Origin of the sequence: Sphingobacterium deserti (assembly GCF_000757725.1) — a bacterium.
GTDB lineage: Bacteria > Bacteroidota > Bacteroidia > Sphingobacteriales > Sphingobacteriaceae > Sphingobacterium > Sphingobacterium deserti.
Genome location: NZ_JJMU01000048.1, coordinates 81,324 through 101,823, shown reverse-complemented (window position 1 = coordinate 101,823; position 20,500 = coordinate 81,324). Strand labels below are relative to the sequence as shown.

Below are 20,500 nucleotides of genomic sequence, written 5' to 3'. Positions count from 1 at the left end.
TCGAAGCTAAAAAAACTGTAAAAACAGAAGAAGGTGCCTTTTTAGACACCTTCTACTGTTTTAAAAAGCTAAATCTATTTTTTTGGTGGACGTGGAGGCGGAATAGGTAAGCCTGTATCCCCACCATCTCCATCATCTCCGTCACCTGGATCAGTATTGGTTTGCACCGTTGATTGCCCTGGATTGATAGCACCTGTTTGTCCGCCTTGCCCAAATAAAAGAGCTAAAATTAAATACCACATTTTGTCAAAAAATTAAAAGTGAAAATCATGGTAGGTCCACGTGCTTCGTGCACGGGATTACTACATTTTTTTCAGAAGGCCTTCTGAATTTTTTGGGAAGTGGGAGTGTCACTCGCGGGAGGCAGAAGCTGCTTCCCAAACCGGCTAAAGACTACCGCGAGATCTTCTCATTGTGAAATCTGTTTTGTATATTAGCCTCATAAACTAATCGACTATCATCTGACTTCGGAAACAAAGTTATAGCAGCTAAAACCCTTTTTATCATGGATTTCCGGCATTTCCCTATATATCCCACAGATTCCGGGATCTTCCTGAGATCACCAAGATTTCCGACGATTTAGTAATAGTTTCAAGCTGTCGAACTGATACGGTTTCCCGTGTTTTCCGAAGTGTCGATAATTTAATTTTGTGAAGATGTTTGAAATTGACCTATACCTTAAAGCAGTACTAACCGCTTTTTATCAAAGGCGAGATAGAAATGAGCTTGTTGAATTACAGCGCGCAACAAGAGGCAAGCTTATGAAAGAGTTTTTGCAGCGTTTAGAAAACGGGCAGCTCGATAGCGAGCTATACGATTTAAACAATATATTTGGATATACTGGTGATCGGGACGATCTAAGAAAAGAAATCAAGAAAGCCGGTGCAGATAAGTTTCGCCCATTACAGGATTTTATTCGACAAAAAACGAGCAGCCCCGCAGATAGCGTCATTAAATTACTTGCGATATTTATTGATTTTGAACCTAGGCCTTTTGAAAAGTGGATTGAGATAAAGCGTGCGGAGAACGAAAAAATAAAAGTAGAGGAGGTCAAGTCTGACGATCAGAACGACGACACACCGTCAGGAGGAGATATTACGAACATAACCGATAATGGGGGGCAAAAGCATATAGATGTTGAGAAAGACCCAAGTTTGGAAAACACGCAAATCACGGCTGCGCCTGGCAAAGGCAATGGAACTGTAACTGTTGGAGGTGATCAGAAAGACGAGGAAGATTTGCAAGCTGAGGAAAGGAATAAAACGGTGGATAAAGCCAATGTTACGGCGGATAATGGAAAGAAAGAGCGCCCAGTTCAAGGTGGCTCATCCGTAGCAGGTGAAGACATTCCGAAACCTAAAGACCCAGAAACAGGAGATATTAATCTACTGGATAAAGAAAATAGATTTACAAAGAAGCGGAAAGTCGCTATAGGCATTCTAAGCACCGTCATTGTTATCTCCTTAGGAGGACTTATCTACCCTAAAAAAAACTGTATGTGTTGGAACGGGGAGGAATTTGTAGCTGTCTACTGTCATACAAAGCAACAGCGTTATCAGGTAATTGGATTAGATGAAGATAAATTGGAGTCTTTTCGCAAAATCACACAGCCTGATACATTAGGTCTAAAAGATGTCGGCCATGTATGGTACTCCAAGATTGATAATGAGGTTGAGTTTTTCACCCAGCCAGGCCTGCATCCTATAAAAGTTGATCGATCGTTAAAAATTGCTACCGAACATATTATTGAAAATCATGCTGGACCAAAGAAAAAAGGTAAAACACAAATAAGTGAAACGCTCGCCGACGTGGAATTGCAATAGATTTCAAGCACATAAATATTTAGGATGAATCAAATAAACACAATCGCACTTTCCTTAATTAAACGATATGTCGCCTCATTTTTGTTGAGTATGTAGACGTTTGCCCTAGCACTATCTCACAAGGATTCAACAAAAATAAGCGACGGGGTTTTGAGCACTTTTGCCCCTCAAAAGTGCGGCCTCGTCCTGGCGAAGGACGGATGGGTTTGAGCAAAGGACAACACTTTCGAAAGCTATTAGTAGTGGGTAATGCGTAGCGCGAAAAATTTAAGCTATTTCATCTTATTGCTTCTTCCTTTGTTTAACAGGATATGTCGCATCGAAAGCTTTGCAATATGTATCAGTTTGCCTGCGCACAGCCTCTCCCTGCAAAGGTTTCAAGCGACGGGGTTTTGAGCACTTTTGCCCCTCAAAAGTGCTGCCTCGTCCTGGCGAAGGACGGAGGGGTTTGAGCAAAGGATATCTCTTTTTCTAAAAGCAATTCACTATTTAACAAAAGTGCCTCCTAATGCTGAAAGGACAGAAGGGGATGAGCGAAGGAAATAAGGGCTTGGACGAAGGAAAAAGCTCCCACATACAAACATGATACCTACCGTGGCACACATCTCAAACTTCCACTAAATCAAATCGTGCGACGCGAATTAAACAGTGCCAAACAGATTGCGCTAAATATTGTTATCTTTACGAAATACGGCCTGATGGAATGGGCCTGTAACGCTATATGACGTTAAAAAAAAACTTACCCCTCGATAAAAGCAGCAATTTTCCAGTTATAGGTGTCGGTGCATCCGCAGGTGGTCTGGATGCATTCAAAGCTATGCTAAAGGGCATCCCCCAGAACTCTGGAATGGCATTTATACTGGTGCAGCACCTGCTACCTGGTAAAAACAGCCTATTGCCCGAGCTGCTTCAAAAAATAACAGATATACCCGTGGTATCGATTACCGAGCACTTGCCTTTGGAGCGCAACCATATATACGTGATTCCGCCCAACAAAATAGTGACCGTGGCCGATGGTTTCTTAAAACTAAACCTTAGACCAATAAAGGAAAAAAGCAACAGAGCTGTCGACGTACTTTTTCACTCCCTAGCCCAGGCCTACGATGCTAGCTCGGCCGCCGTCATTTTATCAGGCAGTGGTGAAGATGGTACCGGCGGACTGATGGCAATACGCGAACGCGGGGGACTGACGATTGCGCAAGACAACAGCGCCGAATTCCCTGCTATGCCCAACCACGCGGTAGATGCCAATATCATTGATTTTGTGCTCCCTCCCGAACAGATAGGTGAAAAGCTCGCTACATTCTTTGGCCTGGTGCGCGAGGATTGGGCGCTAAATATGGAAGATCGCCAAGGCGATGAAGAGGATACCTACCGGAAGATACTGCTGGAGGTGCAACACCGGATGGGGGCAGATTTTAGTTTATACAAACAAACCACCATCAGACGGCGGATCGTGCGGCGGATGTTGATGCTCAAGTTAGCCGACATCAGCGCCTACCAAAAACACCTGTCGAAAAACCCCGCCGAACTGGAGTTGCTATTCTATGACTTATTGATACCCGTAACGAACTTCTTTCGAGACCTATCAGCATTTGAAGCCTTGACCCGCAAGATTTTACCCGAGCTGCTCCAAAGTAAGAAAACAGATGAGCCTATCCGCATATGGGTAGCTGGATGCTCTACCGGACAGGAGCCCTACTCCATTGCGATGGCACTGGAAGAGCATTTCGGCGAACGCCTCTCGCAGCAGCGGGTGCAGATCTTTGCGACCGATATCTCCGAAAAATCTGTTAAAAAAGCAAGGAGCGGCAGCTATCTTAAGAAAGAGTTATCAGGACTTAGCGCCCTTCAACTCTCCCGCTATTTCGAAAAATCCAACGACCAATATATTGTCAAAAAAAGAATCCGTGATCTGTGTGTTTTCGCAGTTCATAGTTTTCTGAAAGATCCCCCCTTTGCGCGTATGGACTTGATTTCCTGCAGGAATGTAATGATTTACTTCAAACCCTTCTTGCAAAAGAAAGCGCTGACGACCTTCCATTATGCTTTGCGCGATAAGGGAATACTTTGGCTGGGGAAATCGGAAACGGCGGGAACCGCATCGGATTTTTTCCTGTCCTTAGACAAAAAGAATAAATTTTACACGCGTAAATCCGTGACGCGTAAATACATTACCGTTATGGGTGAACGGAAAGAAACGGCGTACAAAGCAAGTAACGACATTCTCCGCAGCAATGATATGAAAGTAGAAGATTACCAAAAAAGTGCGGATGAGCTGATGCTGACCAGATATATGCCGGTAAGTGTTATTGTAAACGAACAGTTTGATATCGTACAGTTTCGCGGATCGTCTGCAAAATATTTGGAACCACCCTCAGGCAAAGCAACTTTCAACTTGATGAAAATGGCTAAAGAGGGCCTATCATTCGAACTTCGCAATGCCCTGCACCGTGTCAAAAGCTCGAGGGAGCCTTTTATCAAAGATAATATCTCTTTCAACATGGGTGAATCGTTGGTATCTATTGAAGTCTTGCCCCTCCTAAACACCATCGACCTGTATTACCTCGTGGTATTTAAAGAACAGGCATTAACAGCTCCCCGAAAGCGCCTCAGTGCTAAGCTCAAACGATCTGCAGAGGAAGAAAGGATTTTGCTGTTGGAACAGGAACTGGCCCAAGCCCGCGAAGATATGCGCGCTATTGCGGAAGACCAGGAACTGACCAACGAAGAGCTCCAAAGCTCCAATGAGGAGCTGGTGAGTGGCAGCGAGGAGCTACAAAGCTTAAACGAAGAATTAGAAACTAGCAAAGAGGAACTGCAGAGCACGAATGAAGAACTGCTGACGGTGAATCAAGAATTATTTGACAGCAATGAAGAGCTGACCTCCAGCAGGAAGTTATCAGACGCGACTATCGCCGTGCTGCATGAGCCCCTGTTGATGCTTGATAAAGACATGATTATACAGCTGGCCAACAATGCCTTTTGTCGGACCTTCAGAATTAAGGAGTCAGCGGCCTTGGGTACCAGCCTTTACCAATTGCAGGATGGGGCGTGGAACATCCCAGGCCTGACAAAAGAATTTACCAAGATCCAAACCCTCGATGAGTCGATGATTGAAAAAGAGATCGCCTTTACTTTCCCATCGATTGGCGAGCGCATCATAAAATTTAATATACAGCCAATAAGCAAGCCCAACGGCGAGCAACTGATCTTGCTAGCACTGGACGACATCACCGCGCGAAAGGCTGACATCCATGAACAAAAAGTTTTTAGCGAGGAGCTGCAAAAGCAGATTAACGAGAAGATAAAACTGGAACGCCAAAAGAACGATTTCATTAGCATGGCGTCGCACGAGTTGAAAACGCCGGTAACGAGTATCAAAGGATATACGCAGGCGCTGCAACGCCGTTTCAGTAAGGCGGGAAATACCGAGGCAGAGACGTTCCTCATCAAAATGGATAACCAGATCAATAAGCTTACATCCCTTATTGGTGATTTGCTGGATGCGACGAAGGTGACAGCGGGGCAGCTGCAGTATAACATTGAGGATTTCGATTTCAATGAGCTGATTCAGGAAATTACGGATGAAATGCAGCAAACATCTCGCAAGCATGAAATAAAACTTACGCTAGACAGCAACGTTCTGGTTTCGGGCGATCGGAACCGCATCGGCCAAGTGGTCACTAACCTGCTCTCCAACGCCATCAAATATTCGCCCAAAGCAAACGAAGTATTGATCCATACCAAGGTATCTGGCAGGCGAGTGAGCTTGACGGTGGATGACCATGGCATCGGGATATCGCAAAAGAATCAACAAAACGTGTTTGAACAATTCTTTCGCGCCAGCGGATCACTTGACAATACCTTTGCAGGCCTTGGACTAGGACTGTTTATCGCTTCGGAGATTATTAAACGACACAGCGGCGAAATCTCGGTGCGTAGTGAGGAGGGTGTGGGATCTTCCTTCACTGTTACACTTCCAGTCGAACGCTTGCTATGAAAAAGATCTTCCTAGCTGACGATAACGATGGCATCTTGGATATGCTGCGTATAGTATTGGAAGGGGAAGGTTTTGAGGTGATCGTGCCCGAATATCCAGAAGATATTCTAAATTGGCCAGGAGAATTACCAAATCTTATTGTACTGGATGTATGGATGTCTGGTGCTGATGGCCGCAATATCTGCAAGCAATTGAAAAGCACGCAGCAAACGAAGGGCATTCCTATTTTGCTGATGTCGGCAAACAATGATATTGAGCAGATGGCGAAAGAGGCAGGGGCAGACGAATGTATTGCAAAGCCGTTCGAAATAAGTGACTTCTTAGAAAAGTGCGCTATGCTGTTAGCGTAATCATTTATAAAAAACAGAGGATCGATATAATAACTATTTAAATGGGTATAAATGTTCCAGTAAGCCGACCGATATCTTGGAAAGCAATACCGATTATAGTTTCCGTATGGATAGCTTTTATGTGTCTTTTTGGTTGGATTTTTCCCCCGGATGGTATTTTTATCGGTATGATCGTATTCGGGCTCTTATTCTTCGTTTTACAGCGAGTAGTTCCAAAAAGTCATAACAGAGGGATGAGGTCTGTTCATAAAAAAGAGTTTAATGCAGCTATTGCACACTTTCGAGAAAGCGACTCGTTTTTCAGCAGATATAGCTGGGTAGACAAATATAGAGCGCTTACGATCTTAAGCCTTTCCAATTTGTCATACAGAGAAATGGCGCTGTGTAATATCGCATTTTGCTATTCGCACACTAACGAACCAAAAAAAGCGAAGGAGCTTTACGAAAAAATCTTGTTGGAATACCCCAATAATGGAATAGCATATTACAGTTTAAATGCTATCAATACGTTTTCAGAAGGACAGTAGGGTTTTTAGCGTAAAAGCCGAGATATACCAGATCCTGCAAACCTAAGGCACATACAGTAATATAAGCGGCCGCCCGCGATCCAATCACGCTGGTGGCCGCTTGGAAACAATCGATTTATTACAAATTATTCCGGAGATACCCCTGGAAGTTATCTTGAAACTGCAAGCCATTATCCACGCGGTACTTGCTAAGTTTATTAAACAAGGTTAATCCCCACAGCACAAATTCACTTAGGAAGTAACGATCGGCTTCGCTGGTATCGGGTTGGTACTTCCGGATCAGCTTCTGCAATACATCAACATTGTCTAGCGCTTGTTGATATGCCTGATCAGACAATTCATCTGCCAGTTGAATGCCCTCTGAATTGAGGAACCAGCGAACGATGTCATCATAAGGATATTGTTCGTTTTCGCGCTCTAGCTTTTCGATTTTTGGAAATAGCGTAGGAAACAAGGTTTTGATAGCATTCTCGATCAGCGTGATGGCAACATTAGAAGCCCCCTCCTGCTCTCCTTCATAGAGCAGCTCCACCTTGCCCGTGATGGCCGGCACGATCCCCATAAAGTCACTCAAGCGCACCGAGGTTGCCGTCTCGCCGTTCTTAAGCATCCGCAGCTCCGCCGTGCTCAGCAAATTTTGAAAGGCGGTGATGCCCATACGCGCACTGACACCGCTTTTGGCATCTATGAATTCGCTTTCGCGGGCTTCAAAGCTGATCTGCTCAAGAATATCGCGTGCCAGCTCGGGCACATAAATCTGCTCCTGCCCCGCCTCCAGCACGGCTTCTTGCTTGGTAATGGTTTTTGCTACGGCAACTGAGCTTGGGTAATGGGTCAATATCTGCGAGCCAATACGATCTTTCAGCGGTGTAACAATACTTCCCCTATTGGTGTAGTCTTCCGGATTGGCGGTGAACACAAACTGTAGATCTAGCGGCAACCGCAGCTTAAAGCCACGGATCTGTATATCGCCCTCTTGCAAAATATTGAACAGTGCCACTTGAATGCGCGCCTGCAAATCGGGCAGTTCGTTGATCACGAAGATAGAGCGGTTAGCACGCGGGATCATCCCAAAATGGATAACACGATCGTCCGCATAGCTGAGGCGTAGGTTCGCCGCTTTGATAGGGTCCACATCACCGATCAAATCTGCCACGGTAACATCAGGCGTAGCCAACTTTTCCGAGAAACGCTCGCTGCGATGTAGCCAACTGATGGGCGTTGCATCGCCATGTTCATGAAGCAACTCCACCGCATACCGCGATATTGGCTGAAACGGATCGTCGTTAATTTCGGAGCCTTCTACGACCGGAATATATTCATCCAGTAAATTGACCATAAGCCGCGCTAAACGCGTTTTTGCCTGTCCGCGAAGACCTAAAAGATTGATATTATGCTTGGAAAGGATAGCTCGTTCAAGTTCCGGGATAACGGTATCTTCATAGCCGTGCACACCTTCAAAGACCGTTTCGCCTTGGCGGATTTTTTCCACAAGATTTTGACGCAACTCTTCTTTTATACTTTTGGGTGTATAGCCAGCTGCTTTAAGCTCGCCAAATGTTTTAATCGTTTTATAATCCATGTTATTTTTTTATGCTGTTTTGTATGTGCAACCAAACCCTTTGTGATCTATATCGTCTGCTAAAATATAATATGGCGTAGCGTTCTGCAGCCACGATTGCGTTGACGACAGAAATCATGGGAAGAAGGCAGGTTGCAAAAATCATTTCTTTTTCCTTCCACAGGTTGGTTTACCGAATCCGCTTTCTGCGGTTATCTTCATAATCCGTAAAAATCATCTCGCCCAGGTTTCCCAAGCCCGTATAGTAAGCTTTACCGCGATTGGAAGCTGTAAACTCATCCACAAACTCCTGCAGATACGGATCGGAAGTGATCATAAACGTAGTGATCGGGATGCCAAGCTTGCGGGCTTGCGCTGCCATGCTGTAGCACTTACTTGTGATAAAGGGGTCTAAGCCCATTGGATTTTTATAGTAGCTGCCGTCCGGCATATTTAGACAGCTTGGTTTTCCATCCGTAATCATAAAAATCTGCTTGTTGGCATGGCGCTTGCGCCGCAGGATATCCAAGGCCAACTGCACCCCGGCCACCGTATTGGTATGGAATGGTCCAACCTGCAGGTAAGGCAAATCCTTAATTTCTATCGGCCAAGCGTCATTGCCAAACACAATAACGTCCAATGAATCTTTCGGATAACGTGTCAGGATCAATTCGGATAGCGCCATAGCTACCTTCTTGGCCGGAGTAATGCGGTCTTCGCCATACAAAATCATGCTATGGCTGATGTCTATCATCAGCACCGTGCTCATTTGCGATTTAAACTGTGTGTCTTCTACGACCAAATCATTTTCCGACAAGCTGAAATCGCCGATGCCGTGATTCACCTGTGCATTTTTCAAACTCTCGGTAACGGATATCTTCTCTAAGCTATCGCCATACTGGTAATTTCGGAAATCACCGCTACTTTCATCACTTCGGCCGCTGTAATTGGTCTTATGGTTGCCAGAGGTCCCCTTTCGCATGTTGCCGAAAATTTGCTCTAGCGCATTTTGCCGCAATGCCTTTTCCAACTTCGAGCTGATATCTACGCCGCCATCGCCACTGCCATCCACCCGTTCAACGATATACCCTTTATTTTTGAGATCTTCTATAAAATCGTCTATCGTGTATTCGGGTGTTGTGAGTTTAAATTCTTTGTCCAGCTGCCGCAACCAATCGATGGCTTCGTCAAAATCGCCGGAGGTGTGTGTAATAAGCTCTTTGAAAATTTCGAACAATTTATCAAAAGGCGTTTCATAAGGTGCTTCGTACTGCTTAAAGACAAAACCTTTGTTTCTGTTCGTTTTGCTCATCGTATTCCTTTCTGTTTTTTTATGAAACCGCTCCGAAGGATCAAAATACATCTATTGTCAAGCAGAGAAAGCTACATTACTGCCCAGACTCTTTTTACAGCACACAATTTGTCCAGCCTGTAAGACAGTTTCATGAATTAAATGTACAACATAATAATCCGTATTTCGTCGCCAAAAAGCAATAATATAGATGCAAGCAACATCTTAAGTATAATTCCTCCACCGACGAACAAGCTACTTATTGCTAACTTTACAGTAACTGAAGCAACATATGCTGTGCTTTGCATATTAACAAAGTCTGTTCAGTTTCCTTATCTTTACCATATGATAGATGTAACCTGCGCTCTAATAGAACAGCAAGGAAAGATCCTGATTTGCCAACGATCGGCAACGATGAATCTTCCATTAAAATGGGAGTTCCCTGGTGGCAAAATAGAAGCGGGCGAAACGAAAGTGGCATGCCTGATACGGGAGATAAAAGAAGAACTGGGGTTGGATATTGTGCCGGGATCGGCGTTGCCAACTGTGCAGCACCACTACCCAGACTTTAGCATTACCCTTTATCCATTTCTAGCGGTAGTGAATAAGGGTACAGTCAAGCTTACAGAACATGCACAGGCCATTTGGGTATTGCCCGACGCACTGCGAAATTACGAATGGGCCGAAGCGGATATACCTGTTGTAGATGCCTACTTGGCATTGCTGGCCTAATTTGGCAGCGAAATTTTACAGCTCACGATGACAAGAGGCCCACAAACTAGGTGAAAATTAAATTATTGCAACATTGCTGTTATGATCCTGCTAAATCGAAAACGAATTTACATTTGGCACAGCATTTGATACAATGTTAGTATTCATAATTTAGGTTAATAATTGGTTAGTTAGTAAAAATCCTGAAGCTCCCCGCTTCAGGATTTTTTGTTTTTGGCTGTTTAGTATTGCGTAGTGAGTAATGCGAATTGAGATAGTAAGTCCGACAAAAGACGACTCTCTACGCTCATTCCCCCCTTCAAACCGTTCCGCCGCTCGCCGCGGCAAGGCATTACTTTTGGGGACAAAAGTAATCAAAATCCTTTGTCTCCTTCAGGTGCTTTGTCCCGCAGGTCATCCTGCGCAAAGCAAATGTTTGTCAAAGCTGAAATAAAATCAAAATCGTTATACACCGATTTCGATATGATTTCTAGGCTTTGTCCTTCCCAAAATCCCCCAAACATTTCCCTTGCCCCCCAGCACTGGAAGGATACATTCTAAGCTATCGTAGTGAGATTAGATAGTAGTATTTAGTATGTAGAAGCCGTAGTGGTTACAATTTTTTTACTTTTTAATTTTGAATTTTTACTTTCAAATGCAAGCCGGAGGTACGACGGCGCGGCAATTTGTTAGTATTGCGTAGTGTGTAGTGCGAATTGAGATATGAACAGGGAGTATGTAGATTTTAGTACTTAGTATGTAGAATTGCGTCTGCAGCCATTTGCCTTTGCACTATCCAACGGGGGTGCAACAAAAATAAGCGACGGACTTTTGGTCTTCAAAACTAGTACACTGCCGCGGCACGCGGCGAAAAGGGTTGTGTGTTGGACAAATTGCGTAATATGATTAATACTGCAATGTTGGTATTGTGTCATGCGGAAACATCAACTACTTTTTACTGGTATCTCGTTTGCGTTGGTCAAACGTTTTCTTGAGATATTTCACTAATGACGGATCATTATGTCCTTCCATATCACTCAACTCAAGTTCCAATGCCTTATTACTTAATTGAATTTCCACGAAGGAGATCAGCAACGAGATCGCAAAAAATAATAAGCTTAGGGCGAAGCATACTTCCGCGAGCAGCGTATTTTCCAGGTAGATAAAATACATACACACAATGCAGGTGATAAAGCTTAAAACCCCTACACCTTGCATATGCCGCAGCAGCTTAAGCCTAAAACGCAAATTGCCGATTTGGCCATGCAATACCCCTTCCTTATTATGTTCGAGGTATTTAGCATGTAGGCTCCGCACCAGCGCAGCGAGCGCTAGAAAGCGGTTGGTGTAAGCCAACATGATCAGACTGATCGCGGGAAAAAGTAGAGCTGCCGTATTATATGTGATCATAGGCCAAACAATGTATTGATGTAAACTGCATAGCGATTAAGCTATATCAAACTTACAAAAAATAGCCCAGCTAATACAGCGAGCGCCAAGTTTTGAGGAAGGCTTGACATTGGAATGCCAGATAGGCTGCTAGGCTATCAAAAAAGTCTCCAGACCATTGGGCGCTGGAGACTTTGTTATATCAGAATAATATTGCGTTAGTAGCCCGGATTCTGTGTAAGGTTCGGGTTAACCGCAATCTGCTGGCTTGGAATAGGATAAACCAAGGTTCGCGGACTAGGATCGGCTGCTTTCTCTTGCCAAGGCTCCAAGAACTTTCCAAAGCGGATCAAATCTTGCCGGCGCCAGCCTTCCCAATACAGCTCACGCGCACGTTCGTCCAATAAATTATCCAGTGTGATGCTGGTAAGTGCTGGCACACCGCGATTGGTACGGATGCTATTTACAAGCGTCAGCGCATCTGCCGCAGCACTTGTGCCACCGCGTAGCACGGCCTCCGCCTGCATCAATAAAACATCTGCATAACGGAAAACTACCCAGTCGTTATTCCGCTGACCGGTCACCGCATAATCAAAGGCGTACTTAACCGGACGGATGCCGGCCACCTCTAGCGTAGCACCCGAGGTGCGAATGGTGACTTCGCGCGTGAAAGATAGCGGCGCATTTGCAGGGTTACGTGCCATAAGCGGCTGGTTGGTCGTCCAATTGTACTGCTGCCCGACGAAGAAACCTACGTTCTGCCGACGATAGCCGCGGCGTCTGTTGCCGGTGGTATCCGCTGCGTATTCGTAGTAGATCCCACGTCTTTCATCACCCTCGGAAAACTTGTCGTAGTAATCTGATAAAGTACACCATCCGTTCCAACCGCTTGGCCTCATGTTATAATGCGCCACGGTAAACCATGTACGATCGATAGCACCACCCCGTTCCCCATTTCTATTAAATAGGGTGAAGATGTTCTCCGTGGAGCGCGTATCATTGTCTGGTGCAAAATTATCGAAATAGCGACCTGCCGGCGAAACACTGTAACGACCGGAGTTGGTGATCTGCCCGGCAAGGGCGATGACCTCGTTCATATCCTCTACCGCAAAAGTCGGTGACTCCCTATTTAAGAAAGTTCCCTTGTTTAGGTAGATCTTCATGAGCAGCGCGCGCGCAGCATTTTGGTTAGCTACATAGGCGGCCCCTGTTGCGGGCAGGTTGTCTATGATCGCTCGAAGGTCATTGACCATATAGTCAATAGCTTCCTGCGGCTGCAAGACTTGCGGTGCAATACGAAAATCTTCCAGCGATTCGCCTTCCCGGATGGGCACTATGCCATACAGATCTAGTAGGTCAAACATCATCAGGGCACGAAGAAACTTCGCTTCTGCCTCCTGCTGCGCACTAGGACTGAAACGTAATACGTTAATGGCGTTGTACATCGCCGTGCCCAAACTCACGAAAGTATTGTTCATATAGCCATTATCAGCATTCCAGGTATGGAGGTGAATAGCTCGGTGCATCCCGTTATCATCCCAGTCGCCCCCACGCGTTGGTGCCATCGCAGCATCCGTGGAGATCTCTTGCATGACCCAGCGCTGCTCCTGTTGGTAGGGTACGTTCAGCGAGTTGTAGGCGTTGATCAATAGGGACGCCGGATCGATATTGCCAGACTCCGTCTCTTCCAGTTCGCTGCGAAACTCTTCGTTCAATTTTGTACAGGAAGACGCGCTCGCAAAAACGCTTCCCGCCAAGGCTATATATATTAGTGATCTTAATTTCATCTGTTTATCTTGTTAAATTTATCCATTATCTATTGACCGACCGTTACAGGGCAAAATTGACACCCAATAAAAAGTTACGCGACGGCGGGTAGGGCAAATATTCGATTCCTAAGGACGGAATGCCATTGTTCGAACCGTCGGTATTTACCTCTGGATCAAATCCGGTGTACTTCGTAATAATGAAGAGATTCTGTCCGGTAAGCGACACACTCAGGTTCTTGAACGTTCTTCCTACATCACCCACGTTATAGCTTAGCGTTAAGTTTGCCAGCTTCAGGTAATCGCCTTTTTCAAGATAACGTGTAGACGGTGCAGAGGAATTGGATGTACTTTCGCGCACGGAAGTGTCAAAAAAAGCAGAGCCGATATTGCGCGAGGATAGGTTGCTCAATCCCAACACGGTGGCCGCAGAGTTGTTAAACAAATAATGCCCCATTGCCCCATTCATATTAGCTGCAAGTGCAAACTTCTTATAGTTAACGTTCGTGCTGATACCAAGTAGTGTCGTTGGGTTAGGACTGTTTGCATACATCTTGTTTTCTGCTGGGTCGTTGGCGCTACTGACGCTTCCATCAAGACCGCGGTACATGCTTAGGCCAGTTTGCGGATCGATACCCTCATACTGGGCTAGATACCATACATTCAGTGGTTGTCCATTCACCATCCGTTGACCAAGCACGCCGGAAAAGCCCTGTCCACGTAGTGCACCTGTTTCATAATAACCCACAAGGCCACTTACGCTATTTTTAAGGAACGTTGCATTCGCGGTAAGATCCCAGGTCCAGTCTGTGTTCTTAATGATCGTACCAGTCAAAGCTACCTCCACCCCTTTGTTCTCGATCTCACCGTCCAGGTTTACCCATATACGACCTGCTGGCGCAGGCTGCGCAAGGGTTTGTTCGAAAAGTGCATCCGTGGTCTTCTTATTAAAAAAGTCAATGGATCCATAGAGGCGGTTGTTGAGCACCGCGAAATCTATACCCGCATTAATCGTGGTGGATGTCTCCCAGCGCAAATCCGGATTACCGTAATTGACCTGGTTCGCACTTTGGTTGTCGAAAACGATTCTGTTCAGCGATGCCCCAGAGGTAAACTCTTGGTTACCCGTGCTGCCGTACCCCACACGTACCTTCAGTTGGCTGAAGAGGTTGCTGGACTTCAGGAATTCCTCCTCGGCGAGGTTCCAAGCCACGGCAACCGATGGAAACATGGCGTACCTATTGTTCTCCCCAAATTTGGTGGATCCGTCACGACGGATGGTGGCTGTCAGCAAGTAGCGATTCAGGTAGTTCACACCGCCACGCGCAAAGAACGATTGCAGCTGATTTGTTGGGCTGCGATACGAGGAGATCTGACGTGTGTTTACCGTAGAGAACTGTAGGTAGTCGAAATAGTCGAGACCGATATAGCGGAAGGCGCCACCAAAGGAGATGTTGTTGCGGAAATCGTAATTCAGGTATTCATAACCGATAAGGGCATTCACGTTCCAGTCCTCATTGATCTGCTTGTTGTAGGAAAGCGTGTGGGTCATCTGAATATTAGTCTCGCCGTTGTTGGAGATAAAGGCCTCTTCATTCTCTATCGCAGATGGGTCGATAAGTCCTGCGCGGTACATCCCCTGCCGGCTACCAGTTTGGCGCATGGCGCTGTAGATCATGCGGTATTCTAGGTCATCCGTGATTTTGTAGTAAGGTGCCACATTCACCACCATGGTATTTGTCGTAGCAAGATCTTTAAATGCCTCGATGCTGGTCAATGGATTTCGCGTGGTGGTACTTACAAATGTGAGGTTGCCGTCCGCATCACGCAGGGGTAGCGTAGGGTTCCATTGCATAGCCTGCGAAATGATATTCCCCTCGGAACCTACCGTGGCGTTGATGGGCGCATATCTATTATCCAGCTGCGTGACGAAAAGTGAAAAGTCTAGCCCCAGGCGTTTGTTTTCCAGAAAACGGAAGTTGCCCGTAAAGTTTCCGGTGTACTTTTTTAGCTGCGATCCCGTGATGACCCCGTTTTGGTTGAGGTAACCGCCGGACAGGCGGTACTTCCCGTTTTCTGTACCGCCAGACACATCACCATAGTAATTTTGGGTAACGGCCTGCCGCGTTATCGCTCGGAAAGCGTCTTCATTGCCCCCGAAATCGGCATTGGCAATCTCCTCTGGTGTGTAGTAATTAAGGGCTTCTCTAAACCTCCCTGCATCTAGCACATCCGGATATTCGCGCATGCCGGAAAGACCAGCAGATGCACCTATGGAGATCTTCGGCTCGCCGGGTGTTCCTTTTTTCGTGGTGATGATGACCACACCGTTGGCGCCACGTGAACCGTAGATAGCAGTCGCCGACGCATCCTTTAAAATGTCCATGCTGGCAATATCGCCTGGATTTAGGTAAGTAAGCGGATTTCCCCTATCGGATGAAAAGCCCCCACGGCCCTCGGGCAGCGGCGAGTTACCCGACATAGGCACGCCATCGAGTACGAACAGCGGATTGTTGCTGGCGCGAATGGACGAGTTACCACGGATGCGGACGGTAACCGAACCACCGGGTTGCCCGGTGTTGTTGATCACCATGACGCCGGGCGTCTTCCCTTGGATCAATTGATCCGGGCTGGTCATGATACCCTTGTTGAAGTTCTTTTCAGCGATGGTCACCATGGCACCCGTGAGGTCTTTCTTTCGCGCGGTACCGTAGCCCACCACAACAACTTCCTCAAGATCCTGATCAGCGTTGGCTGAAAGCTGGATATTGAGTTCCGTGCCTACAATAGGCGCATCTTTAGTGCTGTATCCAATAAAGGACACTTCCAGCGTCTGTGCCGTAGCAGGAACGTCTAAGCTAAAAGCACCGATTTCATCGGTAGTGGTGGCCACCGTGCCCCCCTTCACCTTTACGGTAGCACCAGCGAGTGGGCTGCCCGTCTGATCCACAACCCTTCCCGTCAGGGTCTTCTGCTGTGCAAAAAGCAAGTGGGATACGAGTAGTAGCGCTAGCGTCATGACGCATTGTACAAGTAATTTTTGTTTCATACCGTTTTAAAATTGATGATTTAATTGATTATTAGGTTGCACTGCAAGCGGAATGGCTAGTCTATAAATTCCGTTGCATTGCTGTTTAGTTTACGTACATCTTATTTTATCCAAATCAACCGACCGCACTTCATTTCGCCTACCATAAATAAGCTTTTGATTAAATGCTCGCTTTTGAAAAAACAAATAGCAAATGGCAGAATATATTTCCAATGGAGGCATACGTTTATAGTCGGTGAATTGTCTACCCTAAAAATCAATAAATATCAGTGTGCTATTCAATCATAGCGTCTCAATTTTATATCACAGCGTCTCAAAATATAAACACATTCGTTAAACATCGGCGTGAAAATTCTTACCTAAAAAAAAACCAACAAACCCTTTAATAACAAGGCTATCGGAGCTTCAACAAGCTGTTTAGCACGTATTTAAAAATTCAAAAGACTTTGGCACAGGAATAGCTAGACTTCGTGTGCATGTTACACTGTGACAAATAAATAGTGTAGGACGACAAAATGCTAACCCTAAAATGAATCGACTTTAGGTCTGATTTGCGCTAATAGATAAACTAAACTTGATACATAAATACCAATGCTATGAACTTGATTTTTGAAAAAACAGATATAAACCTGCTGTTATCCGAAACCTGTAATGACTTAAAAGTTTTCACACTAGAGCGTGCAATAACCTACGAGCTTTTACTGCCGCCGATAAGCCTAACTACTTGGGTAGATCCTACGTTAATAAAACAAATTTTTACCGACCTGATAAAGTACAGTATACATCATGCGCACTACAGCGTTTGTTTTAAACTGATGTCATTCACCAGTAACGATACTGTTTTTAAAGTAGAATTTTCCACCGATACCTCAACTAATCCGCTATTTGAAGATGAAAGACGCAATGTTGTCGATCGGGAGTCTTTTATAGGTACACTACGCGCAAAATATGCGGTTGAACGTTCAGGCATCGCCCTTAGCATTTCTGAAAAAGGGATTATAGTGTCCATTCCTATGCTCCATGCTGGCAACGCTGAAACAACAATGGGACTGGATAAAGCAAATGGAGTGAATTATACGCATCAAAAAACTGCTCCCGAAAAACCTATCGTTTTACTGGTAGAAAATGATCGGGAAATATTTGCCTACCTGAATAAGGAACTAAAGAGTACCTACACTATCTTGCGTGCCCCGAATGGCCACGAAGCCTTACTGCAATTAGCGATCAATGCCGTACAGCTGGTACTTACAGCGCACGAAAACCCGATAATGGATGGTGTTAATCTCTGCCGACATATCAAAGCAAGCGCGAAGTATGGACATATACCCGTACTATTTTTCACGCCTGTACAGGCGGTAGAAATGAAGATAGAGGCACTGATGAGTGGGGCGGACGCTTGCATAGAAAACCCCTGCAGCCCGGCTTACTTGCGCGCGCAGATTCACAATATCCTTGTCAACAGGAAAATAGTAGAGGCGCGTGTGTCAAATAACCTATCCTGCAATAAAGACGACTTAAATGACCAAGCAGCTACCGGTGATTTTATCGCACGCTTGCATGCCATTATACAGGAAAACACAGCTGATATGGACCTCACCGTGGACGAACTGGCCAAACGTATGAATATGAGCCGGCCGACCTTATACCGAAGGGTAAAGCAGTACTCTGCCCTAACCCCAAATGAAATGATTACCATTTCAAAGCTTCAGAAAGCCGCCGAGTTGCTAACGCAACGAAGATATACGATTGCGCAGATCGCTGCCATAGTGGGATACAGCGTGCAGTCGAATTTTTCCAGAGACTTCCATAAACATTTCGGAACGCCACCGAGCATCTATAGCATGGGAATGAGCGGACGAATAGATGTCGCGTGAAACGTGATCTACAATACAGATGAGTTTATTGATATAGGAGCTGTCCAAAAAGATCGCTTCGCCATCGTTCCTCCTGCTCGTGATGAGGTTCACGTCTTGCTTGATAGACGGCTCTATTCATAAACCGTATTTTTTGGAAATTTCGTTTTCAGCACATTTTCGACGATCGCAATAATATCGTCCATATCAAAGGGTTTAGGCAAAATCATATTGGCCCCTGCTTCTAAAGCTACATCGCGTCCATCATCTGTAGCAGAGATGCAAAGGATAAATGTTTTTTTTAACTGTGGTGTCTTTCGGATCATCCGTATCAAATCTTTTCCAGACACTACAGGCATATTCAGATCCACAATAACGATCTCAGGCCGCAGCGAAACGATCTGATCATATGCTCGAGAACTATCCGTCTCAATAATCGTTTCAGAGTCTACCATTTTAAAAATTAGATCCAACGTACTGGCTATGCCGATATCGTCGTCACATATAAATACTTTGTTTTTCACCATTGTTTGTATTACCATAATCAACCCGCCTTGTCCATACAAAGCAACGGGGCATTTGACAGCATTCCGCGTTGCACCTTCCTAACAAATACAGTTCCATTTTCTCCGTATAGCATTACTACAGTAGCATTTGGGATGCATACTATATTCAAAAATGCAACCTCATTAAATAGTCATCAATACCTGCTGTACGCTACTACGCTAACTATCAGTCTTTACAACCACTTCAGCACCTCGAAAATTACATAACAACTGTTTGGCAAAATTGTAAACTTTGATCCACGGCATGGAACTAAGCACAGCGCAGGAAGTTTTGTCAGTAGTACTTTTAGCTTCATATTGGAGTAGTTTTGTTGAAGATTGTTTCATACGGTTTACATGTTGTCTAACCATTCCTTTAAATCGCGCTATGATGTTTGCTGCAAAAACAGCGACAATGGCACAGTATTTGAGGTTAATCTAGTATTCATAATTTAGGTTAATAATTGGTTAGTTAGTAAAAAATCCTGAAGCTCCCCGCTTCAGGATTTTTTTATACAGTATTGCCATCCCACATCGAAATCTAGTAAGAGATGCAAACCCCTTTCTTTCTAACCTTTGAAGCCATGTAAACGCTATATATTAGGCTATACGAAAAAGGTTCAATTTCTTACCGCCGCTAATACTTTCAAACGAAAAACACGAAAGAAGTAAAATGTGTTACAGCTTAACGAAGTTTGTGTAACATCCTTAATATACACATAATGCAAAGAAGCATTGCCCAGAAAGTGGCATCGCTTTTGTACATTAGTTAGTATTCATAATTTAGGTTAATAATTGGTTAGTTAGTAAAAATCCTGAAGCTCCCCGCTTCAGGATTTTTTTATAGCAGCAACAGGACAGTTTACTAATCAACATCTTGAAAATAAGTAATAACCCTGCCGGTCAGGACCCATTACCTAAAAAACAGTCTGCATTTACCGATTATTTTTCAGCCTTCACCGAGAATATCCCCAACCCTATCTAATTGCTATGGTACAGCTTCCCTACTTAAGCGACTTTTGAAATATCAAACAGATCGGGAGTAAGATGACGTGCCGTGTGGAATCTGTTACAACAATAAAGTAAAAGAGAAACTCAAAAAATAAACACACGCTACTATGAAAACGACATGCATCACCATCGCTACAGCATTAATCATCATGATGATCTCCTTAAATGGATTTTCCGCTATTGCTGCCAATCCCCTAAAAGACGTTACCTCTGCAAAAGTGATCACGACCTACCTGGAGGCCACAACACTAGGAAGTACCGACATGAACAACTTCTTATTTGCTGATGACTTCGAATACAGAAACACAGTGAACGGGGATCGCTTCACAAAAAAAGCATACAGCAACTTTCTTAAGTCCCACAAGGGGATCAAATTTGATTGCCAAACCACTTACGAAATACTAGACCAAAGCGGGCAGGCTTGTGTAGCAAAAGCTACCATGCAATTCAAAAATTTCACCCGTATAGATTATATCACGTTATGCCAAACGCAAGATGGGTGGAAAGTTACTAAGGTAGTAACGAGCTATCCTAAAAAATAATGCGCACCGGAAAAATAAGGCATCCAGACGGGGATGCCTTATTTGAATGACAACAATTCCAATTACTGCAATATGGCCC

At 44.9% G+C, this 20,500-nt stretch carries 14 protein-coding genes; 7 read left to right on the top strand and 7 right to left on the bottom strand.

The window, feature by feature from the left end; all coding sequences use genetic code 11:
* Positions 1-74 precede the first annotated feature (74 nt).
* Positions 75-242 (bottom strand): hypothetical protein, encoded by a 168-nt coding sequence (locus DI53_RS20355; RefSeq protein WP_157836778.1) that lies wholly within the window; start codon positions 240-242, stop codon positions 75-77.
* A 414-nt stretch (positions 243-656) separates the two neighbouring features.
* On the opposite strand from DI53_RS20355, the gene DI53_RS13105 reads away from it, so the two are divergent.
* From DI53_RS13105 to DI53_RS20180, 4 genes are all read left to right on the top strand, one after another.
* Positions 657-1,823, top strand: coding sequence for a hypothetical protein (locus DI53_RS13105; protein ID WP_037500260.1), 1,167 nt, complete (start codon positions 657-659; stop codon positions 1,821-1,823).
* 721 nt (positions 1,824-2,544) lie between these two features.
* Entirely contained in the window at positions 2,545-5,826 is a 3,282-nt protein-coding gene (locus DI53_RS13100; RefSeq protein ID WP_052072396.1) for a CheR family methyltransferase, read from the top strand.
* Positions 5,823-6,176 (top strand): response regulator transcription factor, encoded by a 354-nt coding sequence (locus DI53_RS13095; RefSeq protein ID WP_037500257.1) that lies wholly within the window; start codon positions 5,823-5,825, stop codon positions 6,174-6,176. Before DI53_RS13100 ends, DI53_RS13095 begins: the two co-directional genes overlap by 4 nt.
* Before the next feature lie 233 nt (positions 6,177-6,409).
* Positions 6,410-6,703, top strand: coding sequence for a tetratricopeptide repeat protein (locus tag DI53_RS20180; protein ID WP_131555270.1), 294 nt, complete (start codon positions 6,410-6,412; stop codon positions 6,701-6,703).
* Between the two features lie 118 nt (positions 6,704-6,821).
* Here DI53_RS20180 and DI53_RS13085 read toward each other — a convergent pair whose 3' ends face one another.
* On the bottom strand, positions 6,822-8,285 hold the full coding sequence (locus tag DI53_RS13085) for a magnesium chelatase (RefSeq protein ID WP_037500252.1): 1,464 nt from the start codon (positions 8,283-8,285) through the stop codon (positions 6,822-6,824).
* Between the two features lie 169 nt (positions 8,286-8,454).
* A complete protein-coding gene (locus tag DI53_RS13080; RefSeq protein ID WP_037500286.1) occupies positions 8,455-9,576 on the bottom strand; it encodes a vWA domain-containing protein in 1,122 nt (373 codons plus the stop codon).
* Positions 9,577-9,900: 324 nt separating this feature from the next.
* Here DI53_RS13080 and DI53_RS13075 point away from each other — a divergent pair, with 324 nt between their 5' ends.
* Positions 9,901-10,287 carry a (deoxy)nucleoside triphosphate pyrophosphohydrolase gene (locus DI53_RS13075; RefSeq protein ID WP_037500283.1) on the top strand — a complete coding sequence of 129 codons (387 nt, stop codon included), beginning with the start codon at positions 9,901-9,903 and terminating at the stop codon, positions 10,285-10,287.
* 927 nt (positions 10,288-11,214) lie between these two features.
* Here DI53_RS13075 and DI53_RS13070 read toward each other — a convergent pair.
* The 3 genes from DI53_RS13070 to DI53_RS13060 form a co-directional block, all read right to left on the bottom strand.
* Positions 11,215-11,676, bottom strand: a complete 462-nt coding sequence (locus DI53_RS13070) for a DUF2721 domain-containing protein (RefSeq protein ID WP_037500248.1) — start codon at positions 11,674-11,676, stop codon at positions 11,215-11,217.
* A 197-nt stretch (positions 11,677-11,873) separates the two neighbouring features.
* Positions 11,874-13,442: a RagB/SusD family nutrient uptake outer membrane protein gene (locus DI53_RS13065; RefSeq protein WP_037500246.1), complete on the bottom strand. Its 1,569-nt coding sequence runs from the start codon at positions 13,440-13,442 to the stop codon at positions 11,874-11,876.
* 43 nt (positions 13,443-13,485) lie between these two features.
* Positions 13,486-16,470 (bottom strand): SusC/RagA family TonB-linked outer membrane protein, encoded by a 2,985-nt coding sequence (locus tag DI53_RS13060; RefSeq protein WP_037500244.1) that lies wholly within the window; start codon positions 16,468-16,470, stop codon positions 13,486-13,488.
* A gap of 596 nt (positions 16,471-17,066) precedes the next feature.
* Between DI53_RS13060 and DI53_RS19670 the strand changes: the two genes are divergently transcribed.
* Positions 17,067-18,344 (top strand): helix-turn-helix domain-containing protein, encoded by a 1,278-nt coding sequence (locus DI53_RS19670; protein WP_052072395.1) that lies wholly within the window; start codon positions 17,067-17,069, stop codon positions 18,342-18,344.
* A gap of 113 nt (positions 18,345-18,457) precedes the next feature.
* On the opposite strand, the gene DI53_RS19665 is transcribed toward DI53_RS19670, so the two are convergent.
* Positions 18,458-18,865, bottom strand: coding sequence for a response regulator (locus tag DI53_RS19665; protein ID WP_081939454.1), 408 nt, complete (start codon positions 18,863-18,865; stop codon positions 18,458-18,460).
* Between the two features lie 1,121 nt (positions 18,866-19,986).
* Between DI53_RS19665 and DI53_RS13040 the strand changes: the two genes are divergently transcribed.
* The gene (locus DI53_RS13040) at positions 19,987-20,421 is read left to right on the top strand and encodes a nuclear transport factor 2 family protein (RefSeq protein WP_037500238.1); all 435 of its coding nucleotides are present in this window, start codon (positions 19,987-19,989) and stop codon (positions 20,419-20,421) included.
* Positions 20,422-20,500: the final 79 nt, after the last annotated feature.

Excerpts from the sequence above, each read along its gene's own strand:
- DI53_RS20355 (WP_157836778.1), bottom strand. The coding sequence starts at position 242 with ATGTGGTATTTAATTTTAGCTCTTTTATTTGGGCAAGGCGGACAAACA.
- DI53_RS13105 (WP_037500260.1), top strand. The coding sequence starts at position 657 with ATGTTTGAAATTGACCTATACCTTAAAGCAGTACTAACCGCTTTTTAT.
- DI53_RS13100 (WP_052072396.1), top strand. The coding sequence starts at position 2,545 with ATGACGTTAAAAAAAAACTTACCCCTCGATAAAAGCAGCAATTTTCCA.
- DI53_RS13095 (WP_037500257.1), top strand. The coding sequence starts at position 5,823 with ATGAAAAAGATCTTCCTAGCTGACGATAACGATGGCATCTTGGATATG.
- DI53_RS20180 (WP_131555270.1), top strand. The coding sequence starts at position 6,410 with ATGAGGTCTGTTCATAAAAAAGAGTTTAATGCAGCTATTGCACACTTT.
- DI53_RS13085 (WP_037500252.1), bottom strand. The coding sequence starts at position 8,285 with ATGGATTATAAAACGATTAAAACATTTGGCGAGCTTAAAGCAGCTGGC.
- DI53_RS13080 (WP_037500286.1), bottom strand. The coding sequence starts at position 9,576 with ATGAGCAAAACGAACAGAAACAAAGGTTTTGTCTTTAAGCAGTACGAA.
- DI53_RS13075 (WP_037500283.1), top strand. The coding sequence starts at position 9,901 with ATGATAGATGTAACCTGCGCTCTAATAGAACAGCAAGGAAAGATCCTG.
- DI53_RS13070 (WP_037500248.1), bottom strand. The coding sequence starts at position 11,676 with ATGATCACATATAATACGGCAGCTCTACTTTTTCCCGCGATCAGTCTG.
- DI53_RS13065 (WP_037500246.1), bottom strand. The coding sequence starts at position 13,442 with ATGAAATTAAGATCACTAATATATATAGCCTTGGCGGGAAGCGTTTTT.
- DI53_RS13060 (WP_037500244.1), bottom strand. The coding sequence starts at position 16,470 with ATGAAACAAAAATTACTTGTACAATGCGTCATGACGCTAGCGCTACTA.
- DI53_RS19670 (WP_052072395.1), top strand. The coding sequence starts at position 17,067 with ATGAACTTGATTTTTGAAAAAACAGATATAAACCTGCTGTTATCCGAA.
- DI53_RS19665 (WP_081939454.1), bottom strand. The coding sequence starts at position 18,865 with ATGGTAATACAAACAATGGTGAAAAACAAAGTATTTATATGTGACGAC.
- DI53_RS13040 (WP_037500238.1), top strand. The coding sequence starts at position 19,987 with ATGAAAACGACATGCATCACCATCGCTACAGCATTAATCATCATGATG.